Raw genomic sequence first — 18,869 nt, 5'->3', positions numbered from 1 at the left:
CTGGATGCACACTTTTAGTTTTTTGAATCTCCTTATTTCCAAACATCCTTAGCGATTTGAATAACATGCTGAACTTTCGACCATTGTTCTTCCTCGGTTAAAAGATTTCCCTCTTCAGTAGATGAGAAACCACATTGTGGACTTAAGCAAAGCTGTTCAAGAGGGACATATTTAGTAGCTTCATTAATTCTATTTTTGGTAAGATCCGCATCTTCTAAATCCCCGTGTTTGGACGTGATTAACCCTAATACAATAAAAAGATCAGAACGATTAATGTGACGAAGTGGTTCGAATCCGCCAGAACGTTCGTCATCAAACTCTAAGAATAGGCCGTCTACATCTAATCCTGCAAAAATAGTTTCCGAAACTAGCTCATAGCTTCCACTTGTAATATACGTAGATTTAAAATTACCACGGCAAATATGCATAGTCACAAGCAAGTCTTCAGGGCGTTTAGAGATAGATTCATTAATAGCGCGTGCAGATAATGCTAATGTCTCTTCCAGTTCTAGTTCCTTTTCTTTTAAGGAAGCAATTCCTTCCTCAGAAAAAGTAGTAGCCCATGAAGTATCATCAATTTGAAGATAACGGCAGCCTTCATCATAAAGTGCTTGAATCACACCTTGATATGCAACGACTAAATCGTTAAACAATTCATCCTGACTCGAATAAACGCCTTCCTCAATAGTTGCTCGGTAAAATAACATATTTGGACTAGGTATAGTAAATTTTGCTACAGCATCACCAGCAATACCTTGAAGAAACTTAAAGTGTTCAATCATATAGTGAGTGCTAAATCCAATTTTCCCAGTTACTTTAATACCGTGTGCTCTAGTTTGCACACCTTTAAACGTTAATCCTTTATCTGTATCATAAAATTCTATCCCGTCAAATCCACCAAGGAAATCGAAATGCCACCATTTACGTCTAAACTCTCCATCCGTAACAGACAGAAGTCCAATTTCCTTTTGTTTTGCTACTAGTTTCGTAATTTCTTCGTCTTCTATTTGTTTTAATTGATCAGTAGTTATTTCATTATTTTCAAATTGTTGTCGAGCTTCTTTTAAGCGAGCTGGTCGTAAAAAGCTTCCAACGTGATCTGCTTTAAATGGTGTATTTACAACTAATCGTTTTGACATTTAAATTCCTACCTTCTCATTTTGTTTGGATGCAATTGTTAATGCTTGCTCAAAGTCTGCTATTAAATCATCTACATTCTCTAATCCAACTGAAAAACGTAGTAAACCATCCGTTATTCCACGTTTTTCTCGTTCGGCTTTAGGCATTGCAGCATGAGACATTTGAGCTGGATGTGAGAGAATTGATTCTACTCCGCCAAGACTTACGGCAAATACAGGGATTTTGACACTTTCTACAAATGCCTTTGCAATGGATCTATTCGGTAAACGGAAGGAAAGGACTGCCCCAGCACTACTCGATTGCTTGTTATGCATTTCATATCCTGGATGAGTGGAAAGACCAGGGAAAAAGACTTTCTCTACTAAATCATGTCCATTTAGATAGTTTGCAATTTTTTGCGCAGAATGAGCGGATTTCTCAAAACGCACACTTAATGTTTTGATGCCTTGGATTAAAGAAAATGAATCCTGTGCTCCTAAAATAGCACCGAATGAGTTTTGGATAAATGCCAAACGTTTACCTAAATCCTCGTCTCGTGTAACCGCAAGTCCTGCAATGATATCGCTATGTCCAGATAAAAATTTGGTGGCACTATGTAAGACGACATCAACTCCTAAGTCAAGTGGACGCTGATAAATCGGTGTCATAAATGTATTGTCTAAAAAGGTTAAACAATCATTAGATTTCGCAAGATCCACAACAGCAGAGATATCTGTAATACCTAAGCATGGATTAGAGGGAGTTTCGATATAAATTAATTTTGTATTTGGCTGAATGGCACTTGCGATGGCTTCGACATTCGTAAAATCTACAAAAGTATGCTCGATACCAAAACGCGGCAATACCTCAGTAACAAAACGGAAAGTACCACCGTATACATCTTCTGTTATTACGATATGATCGCCTGATGACAAAAGCATAAAAGCAGAAGAAATAGCTGCGATTCCTGAAGCAAATGCCAGTCCTCTAGTGCCCCCCTCTAATTCTGCAATCGTTTTTTCCAGTGCATCCCTCGTAGGATTTCCCGATCGACTATAGTCATAAGGTCCAAAATCATCAAAGCCTCCTTGATGGAAAGTGGAGGATAAATAGATAGGAACATTGACAGCTCCAGTTTTTATTTCTGAGTCTCCCCGAGTAGATGCCACGATTAGGGTAGTTTCTAACGATTCTTTATAGCTGCTCATTAGTTAGCCACCTCACTTTCTAAAGTATTGAATACCTGTTTCAAATCCGCTATTAAATCATCTGCTTCCTCGATTCCTACAGAGAATCGGAGCAGGCTACTGTCAACTCCACGTGCATTGCGTTCTTCCTCTGGGATATCCGCATGTGTTTGTGTAGTAGGATATGTGATGAAGCTTTCCACACCACCAAGACTTTCAGCAAATACAATTAGTTTCAGACTCTCTAGGAAAGGAGCAACCCATTCACTTTTTTGCAAACGGAAGGAAAGCATACCACCTATACCAGGATACAGAACATCCTTAATTGAATGCTCATTCTTCAAAAAAGCTGCAATCTTTTTTGCATTTGTGTCATGCTGCTTCATACGAAGATGAAGTGTTTTTAATCCTCTTATTAATAACCAAGAATCGAAAGGAGAAAGAACAGCGCCTGCAGCATTATGGTTGGTTTGCAATTGTTCACTAAGTTCAGTACCTTTTGTGACTACAAGTCCCGCAAGTACATCGTTATGACCTCCAATATATTTTGTGCCACTATGGATGACAATATGGGCACCCAATTCAATAGGTCGCTGTAAATAAGGGGTTAAGAATGTATTGTCTACGATCAACAATAATTTATGCTTTTTTGCTACATCTGCAAATAGTTGTATATCGATTTCTTGCATCAAAGGGTTTGTTGGTGTTTCTATAAACAAAGCTTTTGTATTTTCATTAATTAAAGCATTTACTTCTTCAGCTGATTCAAACTTTGCATATGAAGTACGAATATTGTAGGAATCTGCATACTGGTTAAATAATCGATACGTCCCACCGTACAAATCTTCAGGAGCAATAATCTCATCTCCCGAACGAAAAAGGGATAAAACTAATTGTATTGCCGCCATGCCGGAACTACAGGCAAAGCCAGCATCTCCACCCTCTAATTTAGCAATTCCTTCCTCTAAAATAGCGCGTGTCGGGTTCTTAGTTCGCGTGTAGTCGTATCCTGTAGATTGACCGATTCCATTATGTATATATGCTGTTGATAAATATATAGGCGGGTTTACAGCGCCGGTTTTCTCATCACTATGATTTCCTAATTGCACCAACTGTGTATCAATACTGTTCTTTGACATAAATATTCATCCTTTACAATTAAAATAAAAAAAGAGGATTCTCTAATAAGAAGAGAACCCTCGGGTAAATATCGAAGTTTGTCTTCTTATCTTCAAGACGTCACACGTCTATTGGAGTTAGCACCATACCTCGACTTGGCTGGTTGCTGAGACATCTTCGGGCCAATCCCTCCGTCTCTCTGGATAAGAAAAAATATATGAAATTATCAAAATTTTAAATTTAAATAAGCTTAACACGTAGTAGGTATTAATACAATACGCTTTTTGTTTAATATTATGACCAAAGTGTCAAAATTAAAACAATTACACCGAGTATTAAAGATATCCACCCTACTACTAACTTGTGAGAATAAGCTAAAGCTACTAGCCCTAAAAGAACTGCTCCAGCACCTAACCAAAGCGGAGCATAAAAGAAACCTAGCACCCCTAAGACTATGCCTAATAAACCGACCCATAAACCTGTAGAAGAATTCAACATCCACACCTCCCATCCTATAATGTAGGAACCCCAAGGTATAGCGTCCCTCCACATATTATATGAAGGGAATAGGGAGGGGGTATAAACAATCTGCTGAATGATTGCAGAGTTGAGTGGTGTCACCGTAGATATTTTGCACTTTTTCGAAATTCCAACATGACAAGCCTCTCAAAAAAATAATTCTTTCCAAAGCCCTCGAAAACGGTAGAAACAGGTTTTAAACTTAAAGTAGGCATGAGCTTTCAGAAAGTCCTTTATTGTAATAAACAAAATACTATAATGTTGGTTAGGATTTGTTATACAAACCAGATATGGATACTAAATTACTTTTGATTGAAACTGCTACAACCCTTTTTCAGCAAAAAGGCTACAAAACTGAAGGACTCAATGAAATTTTAAAAGCCTGTAATGTTACAAAAGAAACCCTTTACCATCACTTTCCAAATGGCAAAGACGAACACTTGATTACTTGTTTACATGCATAAAAAGAAGATGTACAACTGAAGATGCCATAATATCAATGATTGATACGTTAATTCGTAGTTTTGAACGGTACTATTACGAGCTATACATTACGCGAATCGCAAGATCAGTCACGAGAATCGCAATATCATATAGTCAAATCGCAAGAAGCCCCTCAGGAATCGCAAGTTGGGCACCAATTTTTACTGAATCGCAAGTTAGAGCCTCCGAATCGCAAGGTCAGTCACGAAAATCGCAAGATCATATAGCCAAATCGCAAGAAGCCCCTCAGGAATCGCAAGTTGGGCACCAATTTTTAATGAATCGCAGACACCGTTATGATTGCAGCACCCACGGCTCTAATTAGCATGGAAATATAAGGGAATGCATATTCGCCAGTCAATATCAATATTAAAAAAACGACTTTCCGTTCAAAAGGGAATGGAAAGTCGACTTTTTTGTATTGAATATGTGTTACAAACTTAGACACATTTTTATGGCTTATTGGACGCAACCATCAGTAGTTATAGGCACAAAGGAATGCGTATGCGCAACTTTCAGATGTATGTCCGCAACATTTAGCACAGTATGCGCAATCTTCAGATGAATATCCGCAACGTTTAACACAGTATGCGCAACAAATTAGTTATGCGCAACCTTCATTTGGTTACACGCAACATAGGAATGCGTATGCGCAACTTTCAGATGTATGTCCGCAACATTTAGCACAGTATGCGCAATCTTCAGATGTATATCCGCAACGTTTAGCACAGTATGCGCAACAAATTAGTTATGCGCAACCTTCATTTGGTTACACGCAACATTGGAATACGTATGCGCAACTTTCAGATGTATATCCGCAACATCTAACCTGATATGCGCAACAACAAAGTTTATAAAACCCAATAAAAAAAGAATGACCCAAAAAGCGAGTCATTCTCTAAAATAAGTATTTATTTCCCACCAAGCATGTTAAATAATCCACCTGCAATACTGCCTTCACCTTTTGAACCACCACCTGGTGTTTGTGGGGCAGCAGCAAATACTTTACTAGCTAATCTGCTAAATGGAAGTGATTGGATCCATACGGTACCCGGGCCACGTAAAGTAGCGAAGAATAATCCTTCTCCACCAAATAAGGCTGTTTTAACTCCCTTGACCATTTCGATATTGTAATCTACATCCGCAGTCATTGCTACTAGACATCCAGTATCTACTCGTAAAACCTCACCTTGCTGTAGAGACTTTCTATGGATAGTTCCTCCTGCATGAACGAAAGCGAGACCATCACCTTCTAGTTTTTGCATTATGAAACCTTCACCACCAAAGAAACCTGCTCCTAGCTTACGTTGAAATTCAATGCCAATCGTAACCCCTTTAGCTGCAGCTAGAAATGCATCCTTTTGACAAATAATTTTGCCGCGGTATTGACTTAAATCCATCGGAATAATTTTGCCTGGATAAGGTGATGCGAAATAGACATGTCTTTTTCCACTACCGGTATTAGTAAATGTTGTCATGAATAAACTTTCTCCTGTAAGCATACGCTTACCTGCACCCATTAATTTGCCCATAAGACCGCCACCGCTACCACCAGAACCTGAGGAGCCATCGCCGAAAATAGTTTCCATTGAAATGCCATCTTCCATCATCATTAAGCTGCCTGCTTCTGCAACAACCGTTTCTTTTGGATCCAATTCAATTTCTACAAATTGCATATCATCTCCATATAATTTGTAGTCTATTTCATGATTATTCATAATCTAGCTCCTCCTAAATTGTTATTAACCAATTATACGATATGAAAGTTAAAAAGTTTCATTCTAAAATTCTAAATATTTTAAAGGGATTTATAAACAATTATCGAATATATTATTAATGGAAGCGTTTACATTTAAAAGTGAAAAGAGGGAATAAAATGAAATTAACAAATTTTATTGATGGAAAATGGCAGGATGCTGGGAGTGCGGAGTATACGTCAGTGTTAAATCCTGCGAATGGGGAGCAGCTTGCAGAGGTCAAGCTATCTACAGAGGAAGATGTAAATCTTGCAGTAAAAGCGGCAGTGAATGCTCAAAAGAAATGGGCACTCGTTCCTGCACCAAAACGTGCGGATTATTTATATGAGATTGGAAGAATAATGAAAGAAAAGAAAGAGCATCTAGCTCAAGTGTTAACAAAAGAAATGGGAAAAGTGATTGAAGAGGGACGGGGAGAAGTACAAGAAGGTATTGATATGGCATTTTATATGGCAGGTGAAGGGCGTCGTTTGTTTGGCGAGACAACTCCATCTGAATTGGCAGACAAGTTTGCGATGAGTGTCCGCGCACCAATTGGAGTGGTGGGACTCATAACTCCTTGGAATTTTCCAGTTGCGATTGCTACGTGGAAATCATTCCCTGCTATTGTTGCAGGAAATGCATTCATTTGGAAACCAGCAACAGAAACTCCGATGATGGCATATGAAATGGCTAAGATCTTTGATGAAGCAGGATTACCACCTGGAGTTGCTAATGTAGTTTTTGGATCCGGTTCGGAAGTTGGTACGGCTATGATTGAGCATCCAGAAGTGAAGGTTATTTCGTTCACTGGTTCTACAGAGACAGGGAGTAAAGTAGCGGAGCTTGGTGGTCGTCACTTAAAGAAAGTTTCCCTCGAAATGGGTGGGAAAAATGCAGTAATCGTAATGGAGGATGCAGACCTTCCATTAGCAGTAGAGGGTATTTTATGGAGTGCCTTTGGAACTGCAGGACAAAGATGCACAGCATGTAGCAGGGTTATCGTGCATAAAGATGTAAGAGAAGACTTAGAAAGAATGCTCTTAGAACAAATGGAAAAACTAACGATTGGCGATGGATTAGATGAAACGGTCAAAATTGGTCCAGTTATTAATAAAAAAGCTCTGGAGAAAATCCATTCCTATATAAAAATTGGACAAGAGGAAGGGGCTACTCTCTTAACGGGAGGGACCATTTTAAATGAGGCGGAGCTATCAAAAGGGAATTATTACGCACCAACTCTATTTACAGACGTGACACCGAATATGCGAATAGCACAGGAGGAAATCTTTGGTCCAGTTGTTTCCTTAATAGAAGTGAGTTCACTAGAGGAAGCCATTGAAGTAAATAATGGAGTGAAGTTTGGACTATCAAGCTCGATTTATTCGAGTGATGTTAACAAAGTATTCCGTGCACAGCGTGATTTGGATACTGGAATTGTATATATTAACGCAGGTACAACAGGTGCAGAAATTCACCTACCTTTTGGAGGAACAAAAGGAACTGGAAATGGCCATCGCGATTCAGGGGTAGCAGCATTAGATGTGTATACAGAATGGAAGAGCATATATATAGACTATAGTGGGAAATTACAGCGTGCACAAATAGACACTCAAGTAATAGGGGGATGATTACATGATAGTTGCTGTATTAGGTGCAGGGTTAATGGGGAAAGAAGCAGCTCGTGATTTAGTATTAAGCCCGAATGTGGAAAAGGTTTTATTATGTGATTTAGATGTGGGACAGGCGAAAATGTTTAAGGAAAGATTGCAAAACTCCAAAATTGAAGTATTGAGACTTGATGCAAACGAAGACGATAGTATACGTAAAATAATGAAAGAAGCAGATGTAGTGATAAATGCATTATTTTATACGTTCAACGAAAAAATAGCTAGGCTCGCTGTAGAAGTAGGAGTACATTCTATTGATTTAGGAGGACATATTGGAGGGGCTACAGATAATGTATTGATACTTCATGAAAAAGCTAAGGGCAAGGGGATTACACTAATACCTGATCTAGGTGTTGCTCCTGGAATGATCAATATATTAGCTGGATACGGTGCTTCCAAACTTGATGAAGTGAATGCTATTCGATTGTATGTTGGAGGAATACCAGTAGAGCCTGAGGGAATTTTTGGCTACAATATCGTCTTTTCATTAGAAGGGGTGTTCGATCATTATACAGATGCTTCACACGTTATAAGAGATGGGAAGTGTCAAGAAGTACCATCTCTTACAGAAGTAGAATCGATTACCTTTGAAGAGTATGGTGAACTAGAGGCATTCCATACAGCTGGCGGTACTTCAACTCTACCAAAATCATTTCCGAATGTAGATACGCTTGAATATAAAACAATTCGATATAAAGGGCACGCAGATAAATTTAAACTCCTCGTAGACTTAGGGTTAACGAACAAAAATACAGTGGTAAATGTAAACGGCAATATGATCAAGGCACGAGATGTATTGAAGGAAGTCCTAACTCCACAGCTACTACTTGGAGATAAAGAGGACGCAGTATTGCTACGGGTCATCGTAGAAGGTTTAAAAGACGGGGTCCCTACCAATTTTACGTATGAAATGGCGACCAAAAAAGACTCCCTTTCAGGTGAAACCGCAATGGCTAGAGCAACAGCAAATACTATTTCCGTTGTTGCACAGATGATTGGAAACAGCGTCATTAAAAATCGCGGGGTGTATCCTCCCGAACTAATCGTTCCTGGTGAATTGTATATCCGAGAAATGGCAGCAAGAGGTGTAGAAATAAGAGAATCCATTACTAGAGGTGAGTAAAGATGAACTTTGACTTCTCAGAAGAACAAGTGCTATTGCGTAAAACAGTTCGACAGTTTGTAGATAATGAAATAATTCCTCATATAGCAAAATGGGAATCAGACGGTGCATTTGATCCTGCCATTTGGAAAAGACTCGCAGACCTAGGTTTGATGGGTGTATGTGTGCCTGAAAAGTATGGTGGAAGTGGAATGGATTATAATTCACTTGCAATCGTTTGTGAGGAATTGGAGCGCGGCGATACTGCTTTTCGGACTGCAGTTTCGGTTCATACTGGTTTAAACTCCATGACTTTAATGCAGTGGGGATCGGAAGAACAAAAACAAAAGTATTTAGTTCCACAGGCTACTGGTGAGAAAATTGGAGCATTTGGCTTAACAGAACCAGGTGCTGGTTCAGATGTAGCTGCGATGTCTACAGTAGCAGTGCTAGACGGAGAAGACTATGTCCTAAATGGTCAGAAGACATGGATTTCACTATGCGATGTGGCGGATCATTTCATCATTTTTGCATACACGGATAAATCTAAAAAGCATCATGGTATTAGTGCGTTTATCGTCGAGCGTACGTTAAATGGCTTCTCATCTAAAGCCATTAAAGGTAAATATGGCATTAAGTCAGGAAATACAGGAGAACTGTTTTTTGATAATATGCGCGTGCCAAAGGGAAATCTTCTCGGAAAAGAAGGAGAAGGGTTTAAAATTGCCATGTCTGCTTTGGATAATGGGCGATTTACAGTAGCTGCAGGAGCAGTCGGGCTTTCTCTTGCGTGTCTAGAAGCAAGCGTAAAATATAGCAAGGAGCGTCAAACATTTGGAAAAGAGATTGGCAGGCATCAGCTTGTTCAACAAATGATTGCAAAAATGGAAGCTGGTCTCCAAATGAGTCGTCTTCTCGTATATCGTGTAGGAGAGCTAAAAAACAAAGGTGTGCGCAATACAAGAGAGACTTCTCTAGCTAAATGGCAGGCATGTGATTTTGCCAATAAAGCTGCGGATGATGCGGTGCAGGTGTATGGTGCCTATGGATATTCAGATGAATACCCGGTAGCGCGATATTTGAGAAACTCAAAAGCTCCTGTTATTTATGAAGGAACGCGAGAGATTCATACAATCATGCAGGCAGAATATGTCCTCGGTTACCGTGAAGACAAAACGTTAAGCAATATGCTACCGAATTGGCCATTTGATGAATAAAAATGATTGCTAGCTTTGTGTTAAGTTGGCAGAAAGTAAGAGCTAGACCAATAAAGAAAAAAGCTCCCGTTTAATAATTCGGGAGCTTAATCTGCGTAAATTTACATTTATTCTATTTAAGCATCTTACTGAGAGGGATAGGAATACTACTGAAATCTAACTATGTTTAAAAGAAAAATAGACCAATACTTATAACTAATCCACTTAGTAATAGGATAATTACACAGTATCCCATAATATCCTTTGCTTTTAAACCAGCAATTGCTAATGCAGGTAATGCCCAGAAAGGTTGAATCATGTTTGTCCACGCATCACCCCATGCAATGGCCATTGCGGTCTTAGCGTAACTAAGGTCTAAAGCAGATGCAGCATCTAGCATAATTGGTGCTTGCACTGCCCATTGTCCGCCTCCAGATGGGACAAAAAAGTTTACAATTCCCGCAGCAAAAAATGAAAATAGGTAAAAAGTATGCTCATTAGAAATACTGATAAATGCCTCAGATACGACACCTGCAAGTCCAGAAGCAACCATCATCCCCATGATCCCTGCATAAAATGGAAACTGAATAACGATATCACCAACAGTTTTAGCTGCATTTTTCACTGCAACTAAGAATCGCTGAGGTGTGCCATGACAAATTATACCGAGAATGATAAATATTAAGTTAACAATATTAAGATTTAAATCAAATCCTTTATTCATAAAATGTTGAACTAGATATACCAAACCAAGCAATCCGATTAAACCAGTTAGAATATAACTCTTTTCTAATCGAAGAGCAGGTGTGAGATTTTTTGTATTCTTTTCAACAGTTTCTTCTTCCTCTAGTAGAGCAGGGTCAATAGAGAATGTTTCTTCTTTACTTGGCATCATCCATCTGTTTAATAGTGGAACAGAAACAAAAAGTGCAATTACAATAAATAGATTGTATGTAGTAAATAAAGTTTCTGTAGTAGGTACAATACCCATTATGTCTGCGAAGGGATGTCCTTCCGTCGCGATAGATAGTGGAATAGAACCGGCTAAACCTCCGTGCCAAATGATGAAACCAGAATAGGCACTAGCAATAAGTAATCGATAGTCCACATTTTTAACTTGTCGTGCAATTTCCTTGGCAAATAGAGCCCCGATTACTAAACCAAATCCCCAGTTAATCCAGCAACCGATAAGTGAAACGACTGATACTAGTAGAATAGCAGCTCCTGGGGTCTTTGCTATACCAGCAAGAGAGCTTAATATTTTTTTAAAAACTGGACTACTTGCTAATACATGTCCTGCCAATAGTACAATAACCATTTGCATTGTGAAGGATAATAATCCCCAGAATCCATCTCCCCAATAAGTAGCCATCTCAAGAGGAGTAGAGTCTGTTAGAGTTACTCCCAGTAAAAATACAAGTATCGTTAGTATTGCTACAAAAATATATGGATCAGGTAAGTATCTTTCCATTAAGGAATTAGTAAATCGTGTTAAAACCTTCAAATTAATGTCCCCCTTTGTTTTGTTATCCTGCCCCCTCTTAACCTATGATAAATGAACACTAGTTAATTCGCTATACAATTCATAATGTTTAATTTATATCAAAAGAGATTGAGGTGAATAATAATTTCTGAATTTTCTTCCTATATGTGTAACTAATTCCTTTTTTTAAAGTCTAATGGGGTAACAAAGAGAAAAGGAAGGGTGATCCATATTGAAAAGGTGGATTATTTCAATAGGAATATTAGGTTTAGTTGTCAGCTTAGCTAGCTTATTTTATTTCACTAAATTATCTGTGACAGCACAGTCAGTTGTGCTATCGGGTCAAGTTTTTCAAGCATCTTTTTCTTCTGCTATTGGAAAGGATGCATTAGAAAATGAAGATGTGTATGTGGAGGATCAACAAGGTAAGAAGGTGGATGCAAATTATTCGCTCACTTCAAACGGTAAATCCATAGAAATTGAGGGCTTGAATGAGGGTTCATATATTTTACGTGTAAAAGACAAACTTGGAATTACAAAAACTGGTTTTCCTTTTCACGTATATAAAGAGCTACCTACTGTTCAATCAGAAGCGGAGTTAAAAGCCCATTTTGAAATGGTAAAGAAGTTGCAAAACATTCAAAACGAGAAGTTTGCTTTTACGGAAACAGCAGAAGAATCTTCGGAGTTATCTTCAGATGCGAGGGGTAGCGGTGATCATTCTACCACGAACAACCAAGTAGAGGGAGTAGACGAGGCAGATATTATAAAAACAAATGGCACACATATATACTCGATTACAGAAAATAATATAGCTGTTGTTAATATAGAAGATCCAACAAAAATGAAAGAAGAAACAAAGATTCGAATTGGTTCGGATTATTATCCAATGCAGCTGTTCCTATCCGATAAAACGCTAATAGTTTTGGCGCAAAAGAATTCTATTCATGCATTACCATACGAACAAAGTGGCAATGATATAGCACGTATGTCTATGCCAATGGATTCCATGACGACTGCGTTGTTTTATGATATTTCCAATCCAGCAGAACCGAAACTTCAAAGAGAGGTCGGGACGGAAGGACATATGTCTGGAGCTAGGCTAACAGCTGGTACACTCTATTATGTAACGAATGTCTACCCGAACTTTTGGATAATGGAAGAACAGGAAAATACAGAGTTGCGTCCGTACACATACGACTCTGAAAAAGGGGATACAGTGAAACCTTTACCGTACGAGGATCTCTCCATCTTACCAAATTCTAAGGAAGCGACTTACAGTATTATCACAGCTTTGGACGTTTCTAATCCTGAAAAAAATGAAGTAATAACGAAGGGATATCTCGGTGGAAGTGAACAATTGTATATGTCGAAGAATAATTTATATTTAACGTCTAGTATTTATGAGGAAGGTACTTCAACAGGTAAAATGTTTTGGAATCCAGGCTCTATGGATACGGAGGTATTCAAATTTGCGCTAGATAAAACAGCAATCCAATTTGTTGCCTCTAATCGGTTAAAGGGTCATATTTTAAACCAGTTTTCCATGGATGAACATGATGGGTATTTCCGAGCAGTGACAACGAAAGGAAATAGTTGGAACGAAAATGAAGTATCGGAAAATAACTTATTTATATTAGATGAAGGAATGAAATTGATAGGCTCTCTAACTGGTCTTGCAAAGGACGAAAGAATTTATTCGGCAAGATTTATGGGTGATAAAGCTTATATGGTGACTTTCAAAGAAACAGATCCACTATTCGTGATAGATGTCGCTACTCCTACTTCACCGAAAGTATTAGGTGAATTAAAGATACCCGGTTTTAGTAATTATCTACACCCATTAGATGAAAATCATCTCATTGGCTTCGGATATGAAACGAGAGTTGATACGCAAAGTGGTGGGAAAGAGCCGCTGATCATGACGGAAGGAATGAAAATTTCCTTGTTCGATGTAAGTGACTTTGCAAATCCGAAAGAAAAAGATACAGAAGTCATAGGTGATCAAGGCACATATTCACCAATACAATATGATCATCATGCGCTTTTTGAGCATCAGGAGAAACACTTATATGGATTCCCAGTCTCCATTTACGAGAGACAGCCTGGCAAGGAATATGCTGATTTTAAACAGGATGGAGCATTAATCTACGAAATAACGCCTGAAAATGGAATCGAACGAAAAGGGGACTTACTTCGACCCGAGGTTTCTGGTCAAATGTATGAAGAATGGGAAAGCTCGATTCAACGAATTGTCTACGCAGGAGACACAATCTATACAATTGCGATGAAAGAGATTAAAAGTTATAATATCAATACTTATAAGCAAACTGGATTAGTAAAGTTTTAGACTGAAAGTGACTATTATAGTCACTTTCTTTATTTTATATAAGGTGAAACTTCCATTAGTGGAAGTTTTCTTCATCCTCCACTAATGGTTTGTTAAACAAGGACAAATATCCAACAGAATTTGTTTTTTCACAGTTGGTTCTATAAGATTAGCTTAAATGGAAGAAAGAAGGTGTTCCTCATTGGCTGCAGATTATGAATTGGTAGTAGAAAGCTGTTTACTTGCGGGGCGTTTAATGATGGAAAGTGGTGCAGAAACGTATCGAGCAGAGGATACGATGGATCGCATGGCTGTTTCACAGAAACTTACGCAATCTCAAAGCTTTGTCACTCCAACCGGAATCATTTTTAGTGGAAATAAAAACCTTCCAACAAGATTAGTACGAATAAATGCAAGAACGACCGATTTAGGGAAAATAACATTAGTAAATAATGTGTCGAGAAAATTAGCTTTAGGTGATATTACAATTGAAGAAGCGTTTAGCGAGCTGAAAAAGATTGAGAAGGATCATAAAACTTTTCCTTTTTGGATTCAAGTAGCTGCAGCTGCAATTGCCTCAGGTGCTTTTCTTTTACTATACGGAGGAAATCTAATGGACGTTCCACCTGCACTAATTGCAGGTGGTATTGGTTATGCTATAGCAGACCGGTTAGAAGTACGGACTAGAGTTAAATTTTTTGCGGAATTTATAGCAGCAGTGTTCGTTACAATTATAGCTACCTTATCAGTTGCTAGTGGCTTTGGGGTTGAAATAGATAAAATTATTATTGGTTCTGTTATGCCACTTGTTCCTGGTTTACTAATTACCAATGCGGTGCGGGATTTGATGGCAGGTCATTTTGTATCAGGTCTATCAAAGGGAGCAGAAGCTTTTCTTACAGCGTTTGCAATTGGAGCAGGAGTAGCGCTAATACTATCACTGTAGGGAGGATTAGGATGATATATCTTACTCAAGGTATTTTAAGTTTTATCGCAGCCACTGCGTTCGGAGTAGTATTTAACGCACCTAAAAAATTACTGTTTTACTGTGGGATAGTGGGAATGACCGGTTGGCTTGTTTATATGAGCGTGAACCAACTAAATCAGGATCAGGTGAGTGCTTCATTTGCTGGAGCTTTTACCGTCGCATTCGTCGCACATTTAATGGCAAAAAAGTTTAAAATGCCGATGATTATTTTTAGTGTTGCAGGGATCATTCCATTAGTTCCTGGAGGCACTGCCTATAATGCTATGCGGAGTGTTGTTGAGAAGAATTATGCTTTAGCTCTCGAACATGCTTCTGTAGCCTTACTAATTTCGGGTTCAATTGCAATGGGTTTAGTATTTGCAGAGACTATTACACAACTTTGGTTGAAAGTAATTGTGAGATTAAAAACAAAACCGTGAGCAAAGAGAATAACTTTGCTCACGGTTTTAAAATTTATCGGATAGTGAAAATCCAAAGCTGAAGTAATAAAATATGGGGAAAATTGCCTTTCCGCAAATGAATCACTTAGGAGAGCAAGTAAACTAAGAACGAAGGCAAGTAACTGAGAGAATGCTACAAGTAAATGCCTAGTGAACGCAAGTAAATTACTTACTGGAGAAAGTAAATAAAGATGTGGATGAATTCTCCATTTAGATGCGTATTAACTGAATCATTTATAGAAAAATATAAAAGGACCCTTAAAACTCTAAAACATAAAAAGAGAGGCTGTCCGCTAAAGTCGTTTTCAACGATCTTTTGGGACAACCTCCATAAATGAAATATACTTTATAACATTTCTTCTACTTCTTCAGCTGAAATTGGTAGGCTTACGTAATAGCCTTGAACCGCATCACAGCCAACTTGTTTAAGTAGCTCAAACTGTTCGGCCGTTTCTACACCTTCGGCAACTACTTGTAAATCTAATGATTGTCCAAATTGTACTAAACCTTGAACTAGCTTTTCTAGTTTTTCATGTTGAGTTATAGAATTGATGAATGATTTATCTATCTTTAATTTACCTATTGGTAGCATTTGTAAATACCGTAAAGAGGCATAGCCTGTTCCGAAATCATCTAATACAAAGACAATACCATCTTGCTGTAGCTTTTGTATTTGCTGAACGATTGCTTTTTCTGCCTCAGCCTCTAGTGCAAATTTCTCGGTGAACTCTATTTGGATCAGCTCTGGAGAACAATTATACTTTTCTAACACTTTTCGAATGGTCTTCACCATGTTTTTATCTCTAAACTCGCGAATAGATGAGTTGAAGCTTACTTTGATAGGTATTCCTTTTCGTTGCCAAATAGCGGCTTGTTCACAAGATTTTTCAAGCATGAACTGACCAATTTCGTTGATCAATCCTGTCTCCTCAGCTATTGGGATTAGTTCTTCAGGAGATACAGTACCCAATACGCTATCTTCCCATCTGACTAATGCCTCCACGGAAGTTATTGCACCAGTTTTTACATCTTTTTGAGGCAAGAACATTACATGTAAATCGTTATGATTCAATGCTTCTAGTAATCGTTTTTCAATTTGAACCTTACGAGAAAGTTTCGAATGATCAGATTTCGAAAGGGTAGCAATCATACTACCACCTTCTAGCTTAACCTTTTGGATCGTATTTGTAGTAGCTTTTAATAAATGTAGATAAGATTGCTGATCTTCGGGATATCTAGTAATAGCTCCGCTAATAGTAATCGGAATTATTTTGCTATCCAAGTAAATAGGATTTTGCTTTAAATAATTGGAGAACCCTTGAATATACCAATCACTTAAGGGAGTAACTATAGCAAAATCATCTCTGCCTGATCTTGCAATAATAGAATCCTCAAAATAGATTTTGAGTCGTTTAGTAAACTCATTTAACATTTTTGTTTCCGTTTGATCATTGAAAATTTCTTTTAACGTATAAAATTGATCGATGCTAATGAAAACAAAAGAAAATGATTTTTTTTCTTCAATATATTCATTTACTACTTCTTCTAGACGATGTCTGCTTAACAAACCTGTTTCTGTGTCTACATAGGCAATCTGTTCAAGTTTGGTTTGCATTAATTTCTTTTCAGTAATTTCCTCTTCCAATAATAAAAAGTAAGGAGTATTATTTTGGGTATTGGATACTGGAATACCTAATAAATTCACCCAATAAATAGTTCCATCTTTTGTGATTTTTTCAACGGCAGCTTGAAATACTTTTCCATCTCGAAGTTTAGTAATAATTTGGTTGCCAATTGCTATATTTTCAGGATTATCCGGGAGTAACTGCCAAAATGATTTTCCAATAATTCGTTTAGGGGTCCATGCACTTTTTTTCAAAAACTTATCATTCGCATGCATGATTAGCCCTTCACGATCTATATAGAGCAGCATGAAAGAATCTGATAATCCTTTTTTTATGAGCTGAAGTTCATGAAAAGCAGATAATTCCATTAAATTATTTGTATCTGTTTTAATCTGAAATAATACATAACGCATATCCTGCCAGGCAAAGGATTTTGCAACAATAGAAGTTTTTATAGCTTTTTTATCTTTAGAGTAAAGGACTACCGGACTAACCTCAAAAGGATCTTCAGTATGTAAAATAGCTTCCCAATTTGCCGTGAAGTGTCCTTGCGTATAGTCTGTAAATAGTGGTACATCCGTATCCTGTAAATCATTAATAGAGTAACCAAATTGTTTTTCCGCCTCTTGGCTCCACCAGACAATCTTGCCTTCGTTATTTGTCATGAAACTAGGTGTTGGCAAGTGGCTAAAAACAGTGTTACTTAAGTCTAAAGATTCTTCTTTGAGAAACATATTCAGAGCCCCCTTAAATAGTCTATGATTATAATATATAGTTTCAAAAAATTAGTCATTAGTATAATACCATATATTCATTTAAATATAAATAGGTGGGTAAAAAGTACTTCGGAAAGTGGGTGAGAAAAATGCCTAAAAGTAAATTTGTAAGGTCCAAAGGTATATTATTAATAGTTATAGGATCTATTCTATGGGGTGCAACAGGACCTATGATGGAATGGGTTTTAAATAATACAAGCTTATCTGTTTCTTTTTTCTTAACGGTTCGCTTATTAACAGCTGGATTATGTATATTGTTTTTTCTATTAATAACTGGTAATAAAATTTTTCTTATATGGAAAGATATTAGTTGGCTTAAACAATTAGTTATTTTCGGCGTACTAGGAATGTTGGGTGTACAATATACATTTGTTGCAGCAATTGATGCTAGTAACGCAACGATTGCTACATTACTACAATTTTTAGGGCCTGTTTATATTATTTTATTTTTATCCTGGAAGAACAAAATGTTTCCACCTAAATATCAGGTTATTGGTATTATCGGTACATTACTCGGTTTGTTTTTATTGTTAACGAATGCAAATGTGAGCATATTGTTAATAAGTAGGGAAGCGTTACTATGGGGCTTGGCGGTAGGAGTAGCATTTTCTATATATACCGTCTATCCAGCTCGGCTGATGAAAGAATGGGGTGTTCTTGTAATTGTCGGTTGGGGAATGTTAATAGGAGGAGTAGTACTAGCGTTGGTTACCCAAATATGGAAAACAGATGAATGGATTCATCTTGCCGCATATCCTATAAACTTTATCGTTGTAATTATTATATTAATCGGAACCATTGCATTTATATTGTTTTTGTCGAGTATGAAATACATTACGGCAGTAGAAACAAGTATACTGTCCAGTATTGAGCCATTAACGGCGATGATAATTTCGGTATTTTGGTTTAGCCAAATACTTGGAGTATGGCAATATATTGGGGTTATTATTATGCTTCTATTTGTCACATGGCTATCTGTTGCAGGGGATATTAAATGGATACGTAAAAGAAAAGGATGACTTTCTAAATATTAAGTCATCTTTTTCTATGTCTTCAGAAGAGTTTATGGCATAATAGATTTTACAAGAATTAATTCG

Annotated in this window: 15 protein-coding genes and 1 riboswitch; of the genes, 8 read left to right on the top strand and 7 right to left on the bottom strand. The window is 37.6% G+C overall.

Annotation, left to right across the window (positions count from 1 at the left end; all coding sequences use genetic code 11):
* Positions 1 to 32 precede the first annotated feature (32 nt).
* The 4 genes from MKY37_RS07400 to MKY37_RS07385 all read right to left on the bottom strand — a co-directional run bounded on the left by MKY37_RS07400 (position 33) and on the right by MKY37_RS07385 (position 3,920).
* On the bottom strand, positions 33 to 1,139 hold the full coding sequence (locus MKY37_RS07400; protein ID WP_340775464.1) for a 5-methyltetrahydropteroyltriglutamate--homocysteine S-methyltransferase: 1,107 nt from the start codon (positions 1,137 to 1,139) through the stop codon (positions 33 to 35).
* Positions 1,140 to 2,327 carry a cystathionine beta-lyase gene (metC, locus tag MKY37_RS07395; RefSeq protein WP_340775462.1) on the bottom strand — a complete coding sequence of 396 codons (1,188 nt, stop codon included), beginning with the start codon at positions 2,325 to 2,327 and terminating at the stop codon, positions 1,140 to 1,142.
* The gene (locus tag MKY37_RS07390) at positions 2,327 to 3,445 is read right to left on the bottom strand and encodes a methionine biosynthesis PLP-dependent protein (protein WP_340775459.1); all 1,119 of its coding nucleotides are present in this window, start codon (positions 3,443 to 3,445) and stop codon (positions 2,327 to 2,329) included. The genes metC and MKY37_RS07390 overlap by 1 nt, the downstream gene beginning before the upstream one ends.
* A gap of 83 nt (positions 3,446 to 3,528) precedes the next feature.
* Positions 3,529 to 3,635: riboswitch (SAM riboswitch) on the bottom strand.
* A gap of 84 nt (positions 3,636 to 3,719) precedes the next feature.
* Positions 3,720 to 3,920, bottom strand: coding sequence for a hypothetical protein (locus MKY37_RS07385; RefSeq protein ID WP_340775457.1), 201 nt, complete (start codon positions 3,918 to 3,920; stop codon positions 3,720 to 3,722).
* A 314-nt stretch (positions 3,921 to 4,234) separates the two neighbouring features.
* Between MKY37_RS07385 and MKY37_RS07380 the strand changes: the two genes are divergently transcribed.
* Positions 4,235 to 4,408: a TetR/AcrR family transcriptional regulator gene (locus MKY37_RS07380; RefSeq protein ID WP_340775455.1), complete on the top strand. Its 174-nt coding sequence runs from the start codon at positions 4,235 to 4,237 to the stop codon at positions 4,406 to 4,408.
* Positions 4,409 to 5,338: 930 nt separating this feature from the next.
* Here the strand turns inward: MKY37_RS07380 and MKY37_RS07375 are convergent.
* Positions 5,339 to 6,145: a TIGR00266 family protein gene (locus MKY37_RS07375; RefSeq protein WP_340775453.1), complete on the bottom strand. Its 807-nt coding sequence runs from the start codon at positions 6,143 to 6,145 to the stop codon at positions 5,339 to 5,341.
* A gap of 158 nt (positions 6,146 to 6,303) precedes the next feature.
* Here MKY37_RS07375 and MKY37_RS07370 point away from each other — a divergent pair, with 158 nt between their 5' ends.
* Genes MKY37_RS07370 through MKY37_RS07360 form a run of 3 tightly spaced genes read left to right on the top strand, consistent with a single transcriptional unit; the run spans position 6,304 to position 10,152 of the window.
* Entirely contained in the window at positions 6,304 to 7,794 is a 1,491-nt protein-coding gene (locus MKY37_RS07370) for an aldehyde dehydrogenase family protein (RefSeq protein ID WP_340775452.1), read from the top strand.
* 4 nt (positions 7,795 to 7,798) lie between these two features.
* A complete protein-coding gene (locus MKY37_RS07365) occupies positions 7,799 to 8,956 on the top strand; it encodes a saccharopine dehydrogenase family protein (RefSeq protein WP_340775450.1) in 1,158 nt (385 codons plus the stop codon).
* 2 nt (positions 8,957 to 8,958) lie between these two features.
* Complete coding sequence (locus tag MKY37_RS07360) at positions 8,959 to 10,152, top strand: acyl-CoA dehydrogenase family protein (RefSeq protein ID WP_340775448.1); 1,194 nt, start codon at positions 8,959 to 8,961, stop codon at positions 10,150 to 10,152.
* 166 nt (positions 10,153 to 10,318) lie between these two features.
* Here MKY37_RS07360 and MKY37_RS07355 read toward each other — a convergent pair whose 3' ends face one another.
* Positions 10,319 to 11,635: a short-chain fatty acid transporter gene (locus MKY37_RS07355; RefSeq protein WP_340775446.1), complete on the bottom strand. Its 1,317-nt coding sequence runs from the start codon at positions 11,633 to 11,635 to the stop codon at positions 10,319 to 10,321.
* Between the two features lie 211 nt (positions 11,636 to 11,846).
* Between MKY37_RS07355 and MKY37_RS07350 the strand changes: the two genes are divergently transcribed.
* From MKY37_RS07350 to MKY37_RS07340, 3 genes are all read left to right on the top strand, one after another.
* Complete coding sequence (locus MKY37_RS07350) at positions 11,847 to 13,964, top strand: beta-propeller domain-containing protein (protein WP_340775443.1); 2,118 nt, start codon at positions 11,847 to 11,849, stop codon at positions 13,962 to 13,964.
* Positions 13,965 to 14,145: 181 nt separating this feature from the next.
* Positions 14,146 to 14,889, top strand: coding sequence for a threonine/serine exporter family protein (locus MKY37_RS07345; RefSeq protein ID WP_445323022.1), 744 nt, complete (start codon positions 14,146 to 14,148; stop codon positions 14,887 to 14,889).
* An 11-nt stretch (positions 14,890 to 14,900) separates the two neighbouring features.
* Positions 14,901 to 15,350, top strand: a complete 450-nt coding sequence (locus tag MKY37_RS07340) for a threonine/serine exporter family protein (protein WP_340775437.1) — start codon at positions 14,901 to 14,903, stop codon at positions 15,348 to 15,350.
* Positions 15,351 to 15,717: 367 nt separating this feature from the next.
* Here the strand turns inward: MKY37_RS07340 and MKY37_RS07335 are convergent, their stop codons facing one another.
* A complete protein-coding gene (locus MKY37_RS07335) occupies positions 15,718 to 17,730 on the bottom strand; it encodes an EAL domain-containing protein (protein WP_340775434.1) in 2,013 nt (670 codons plus the stop codon).
* 131 nt (positions 17,731 to 17,861) lie between these two features.
* Between MKY37_RS07335 and MKY37_RS07330 the strand changes: the two genes are divergently transcribed.
* The gene (locus MKY37_RS07330; RefSeq protein ID WP_340775433.1) at positions 17,862 to 18,791 is read left to right on the top strand and encodes a DMT family transporter; all 930 of its coding nucleotides are present in this window, start codon (positions 17,862 to 17,864) and stop codon (positions 18,789 to 18,791) included.
* Positions 18,792 to 18,869: the final 78 nt, after the last annotated feature.

The sequence above is a fragment of the Psychrobacillus sp. FSL K6-2836 genome (genome assembly GCF_038003085.1).
Taxonomy (GTDB): Bacteria; Bacillota; Bacilli; order Bacillales_A; family Planococcaceae; genus Psychrobacillus.
This window is presented reverse-complemented; position numbering and strand designations above follow the sequence as displayed.

Excerpts from the sequence above, each read along its gene's own strand:
- MKY37_RS07330 (WP_340775433.1), top strand. The coding sequence starts at position 17,862 with ATGCCTAAAAGTAAATTTGTAAGGTCCAAAGGTATATTATTAATAGTT.
- metC (WP_340775462.1), bottom strand. The coding sequence starts at position 2,327 with ATGAGCAGCTATAAAGAATCGTTAGAAACTACCCTAATCGTGGCATCT.
- MKY37_RS07390 (WP_340775459.1), bottom strand. The coding sequence starts at position 3,445 with ATGTCAAAGAACAGTATTGATACACAGTTGGTGCAATTAGGAAATCAT.
- MKY37_RS07380 (WP_340775455.1), top strand. The coding sequence starts at position 4,235 with ATGGATACTAAATTACTTTTGATTGAAACTGCTACAACCCTTTTTCAG.
- MKY37_RS07365 (WP_340775450.1), top strand. The coding sequence starts at position 7,799 with ATGATAGTTGCTGTATTAGGTGCAGGGTTAATGGGGAAAGAAGCAGCT.
- MKY37_RS07400 (WP_340775464.1), bottom strand. The coding sequence starts at position 1,139 with ATGTCAAAACGATTAGTTGTAAATACACCATTTAAAGCAGATCACGTT.
- MKY37_RS07360 (WP_340775448.1), top strand. The coding sequence starts at position 8,959 with ATGAACTTTGACTTCTCAGAAGAACAAGTGCTATTGCGTAAAACAGTT.
- MKY37_RS07335 (WP_340775434.1), bottom strand. The coding sequence starts at position 17,730 with ATGTTTCTCAAAGAAGAATCTTTAGACTTAAGTAACACTGTTTTTAGC.
- MKY37_RS07375 (WP_340775453.1), bottom strand. The coding sequence starts at position 6,145 with ATGAATAATCATGAAATAGACTACAAATTATATGGAGATGATATGCAA.
- MKY37_RS07370 (WP_340775452.1), top strand. The coding sequence starts at position 6,304 with ATGAAATTAACAAATTTTATTGATGGAAAATGGCAGGATGCTGGGAGT.
- MKY37_RS07340 (WP_340775437.1), top strand. The coding sequence starts at position 14,901 with ATGATATATCTTACTCAAGGTATTTTAAGTTTTATCGCAGCCACTGCG.